This is a genomic window from Klebsiella sp. RHBSTW-00484 (genome assembly GCF_013705725.1).
In the GTDB taxonomy this organism is placed as follows: domain Bacteria; phylum Pseudomonadota; class Gammaproteobacteria; order Enterobacterales; family Enterobacteriaceae; genus Klebsiella.
Genome location: NZ_CP055492.1, coordinates 1 through 3,694, shown reverse-complemented (window position 1 = coordinate 3,694; position 3,694 = coordinate 1). Strand labels below are relative to the sequence as shown.

Below are 3,694 nucleotides of genomic sequence, written 5' to 3'. Positions count from 1 at the left end.
ATACCCTAACCTGATGTCAGATGCTTGGCGCAAAGCACGTCAGAATAGAGTTGTAGTTTGTATTTATTGACACAAGCCGCCAAGGGTAATGGATTTCATCCTGACACTTTTACCTTTGGAGGCACCTTGCAAGGTCAACGCATTGGCTATATCCGCGTCAGCAGCTTCGACCAGAACCCTGATCGGCAACTGGAGCAAATCGAAGTCGGTAAGGTATTCACCGATAAGGCTTCCGGCAAGGACACGCAACGTCCCGAACTTGAAAGGCTGCTGGCCTTTGTGCGCGAGGGCGACACCGTGGTGGTGCACAGCATGGACAGGTTGGCACGCAATCTCGATGACCTGCGCCGCATCGTTCAGGAGCTGACACAACGGGGCGTGCGGATGGAGTTTGTCAAAGAAGGGCTGGCGTTCACCGGCGATGACTCACCGATGGCCAATTTGATGCTGTCGGTCATGGGGGCTTTTGCGGAGTTCGAGCGCGCACTGATCCGCGAACGCCAGCGCGAGGGAATCGTGCTGGCCAAGCAGCGCGGTGCCTACCGGGGACGAAAGAAATCGCTGAACAGCGAACAAATTGCCAAGTTGAAACAGCGAGTCGCGGCAGGCGATCAAAAAACCTTGGTGGCCCGTGACTTCGGCATCAGTCGCGAAACCTTGTACCAGTACCTGCGGGAAGACTGATCATGCCGCGCCGCTCAATCCTGTCCGCCACCGAGCGCGAAAGCCTGCTGGCACTACCAGATGCCAAAGACGAACTGATACGGCACTACACGTTCAACGAAACCGACCTATCGGTGATCCGCCAGCGTCGCGGCGCTGCGAATCGATTGGGCTTCGCCGTGCAGCTTTGCTACTTGCGATTCCCTGGCATCTTCTTGGGCATCGATGAGCCTCCGTTTCCGCCCCTGTTGCGCATGGTGGCCGCACAACTCAAGGTGCCGGTGGAAAGTTGGAACGATTACGGCCAGCGCGAGCAGACGCGGCGGGAGCACTTGGTCGAGCTGCAAACGGTGTTCGGGTTCAAGCCCTTCACCATGAGTCACTACCGGCAAGCCGTGCATACATTGACCGAGCTGGCCTTGCAGACCGATAAAGGGATTGTGCTGGCCAGCACCCTTGTCGAAAACCTGCGGCGGCAGAGCATCATCCTGCCCGCCATGAATGCCATCGAGCGCGCGAGCGCCGAGGCCATCACCCGTGCCAACCGGCGTATTTACGCGGCGTTGACCGATTCTTTGTTATCGCTCCACCGTCAGCGCCTGGACGAACTTCTCAAGCGCAAGGACGGCAGCAAATTGACGTGGCTGGCATGGCTGCGCCAGTCGCCCGTCAAGCCGAACTCTCGGCATATGCTTGAACACATCGAGCGCCTCAAGGCTTGGCAGGCGCTTGACCTTCCCGCAGGCATCGAGCGACAAGTTCACCAGAACCGCCTGCTCAAGATCGCCCGTGAGGGTGGGCAGATGACGCCTGCCGATCTGGCAAAGTTCGAGATGCAACGACGCTATGCCACTCTGGTTTCGCTGGCCATTGAAGGCATGGCCACCGTCACCGACGAAATCATCGACCTGCACGACCGCATCATTGGCAAACTATTCAACGCCGCCAAGAACAAGCATCAGCAGCAGTTTCAGGCTTCCGGCAAGGCGATCAATGACAAGGTGCGGATGTATGGCCGCATCGGCCAAGCCTTGCTGGAAGCCAAACAGAGCGGCGGCGATCCGTTCGCCGCCATCGAGGCCGTAATGCCGTGGGATACCTTCGCCGCCAGCGTCACGGAGGCGCAAAAGCTCGCGCAGCCGGAGAGCTTCGACTTTCTGCATCGCATCGGTGAAAGCTACGCCACGTTGCGCCGCTACGCGCCGCAGTTCCTGGACGTACTTAAGTTACGGGCGGCACCAGCCGCCAAGGGCGTACTCGATGCCATCGAGGTGCTTCGCGGCATGAACAGCGACAACGCCCGCAAGGTGCCCGCCGACGCGCCGACCGCATTCATCAAGCCACGCTGGGCGAAACTGGTGCTCACGGACGATGGCATTGACCGGCGCTACTACGAGCTGTGCGCCCTGTCAGAGCTAAAGAACGCGCTGCGATCAGGCGATGTCTGGGTGCAGGGTTCGCGCCAGTTCAAGGACTTTGATGAGTACCTGGTGCCGGCCGAGAAGTTCGCTACTCTGAAGCTGGCCAACGAATTGTCGCTGGCAGTGGCCACCGATTGCGATCAGTATTTGCACGACCGACTGGCATTGCTGGAACAGCAGCTTGCCACCGTCAACCGCATGGCGGCGGCCAATGATCTGCCGGATGCCATCATTACCGAGTCCGGCCTGAAGATCACGCCGCTGGACGCGGCGGTGCCGGAGACCGCACAAGCCCTAATCGACCAGTCGGCGATGCTGCTGCCACACGTCAAGATTACCGAACTGCTGATGGAAGTTGATGAGTGGACAGGCTTCACCCGGCATTTCACGCATCTGAAGACCGGCGACACGGCCAAGGACAAAACCTTGCTGCTGACGACGATCCTGGCTGATGGCATCAATCTCGGGCTAACCAAGATGGCCGAGTCCTGCCCAGGCACGACTTACGCCAAGCTGTCGTGGCTGCAAGCCTGGCACATCCGGGATGAAACGTACTCAACGGCGCTGGCCGAACTGGTCAACGCGCAGTTCCGGCAATCCTTTGCCGGAAACTGGGGCGATGGCACCACGTCATCGTCGGATGGCCAAAATTTCAGAACCGGCAGCAAAGCGGAGAGCACCGGGCATATCAACCCGAAGTATGGAAGCAGTCCAGGCCGGACGTTTTATACCCATATCTCCGACCAGTACGCGCCCTTCAGCACCAAGGTAGTCAACGTCGGCGTGCGTGATTCAACCTATGTGCTCGATGGCCTGCTGTACCACGAGTCGGACTTGCGGATCGAGGAGCACTACACCGACACAGCGGGCTTTACCGATCATGTCTTCGGCCTGATGCACCTACTGGGCTTCCGATTCGCGCCACGTATCCGAGACCTGGGCGACACCAAGCTATTCATCCCAAAGGGCGATGCCGCCTATGACGCGCTCAAGCCGATGATTAGCAGCGACCGGCTGAACATCAAGCAGATACGCGCCCATTGGGATGAAATCTTGCGGTTCGCCACTTCGATCAAGCAGGGTACGGTGACGGCCTCGCTGATGTTGCGCAAGCTCGGCAGCTATCCGCGTCAGAACGGACTGGCCGTTGCACTGCGCGAGCTGGGGCGCATTGAGCGCACGCTGTTCATACTGGATTGGCTGCAAAGCGTGGAGCTGCGCCGCCGCGTGCAGGCCGGACTCAACAAAGGCGAGGCGCGCAACGCGCTGGCCAGGGCGGTGTTCTTCAACCGACTGGGCGAAATCCGCGACCGCAGTTTTGAGCAACAACGCTACCGGGCCAGCGGCCTCAATCTGGTAACGGCGGCCATCGTGCTTTGGAACACGGCCTATCTGGAACGGGCAACCAATGCTTTGAACGGGCACGGCAAACCGGTAGACGAGACGCTGTTTCAATACCTGTCACCGCTGGGGTGGGAACACATCAATCTGACCGGCGATTACCTCTGGCGCAGCAGCACCAAGGTCGGCGCAGGCAAGTTCAGACCGTTGCGACCACTGCCACCGGCTTAACGTGCTTTATTTAATGAGATGGTCACTCCCTCCTTCCC

The 3,694-nt window shown here is 59.3% G+C and carries 2 protein-coding genes; both read left to right on the top strand.

Annotated elements, in window-relative coordinates:
* The first annotated feature begins 126 nt into the window (after nt 1–126).
* Nucleotides 127–684 (top strand): recombinase family protein, encoded by a 558-nt coding sequence (locus HV213_RS33050; protein WP_082238049.1) that lies wholly within the window; start codon nt 127–129, stop codon nt 682–684.
* A gap of 2 nt (nt 685–686) precedes the next feature.
* Nucleotides 687–3,656, top strand: a complete 2,970-nt coding sequence (locus HV213_RS33045) for a Tn3 family transposase (protein ID WP_004213592.1) — start codon at nt 687–689, stop codon at nt 3,654–3,656.
* Nucleotides 3,657–3,694 lie beyond the last annotated feature (38 nt).

Coding starts and splice junctions, on each gene's coding strand:
- HV213_RS33045 (WP_004213592.1), top strand. CDS start 687: ATGCCGCGCCGCTCAATCCTGTCCGCCACCGAGCGCGAAAGCCTGCTG.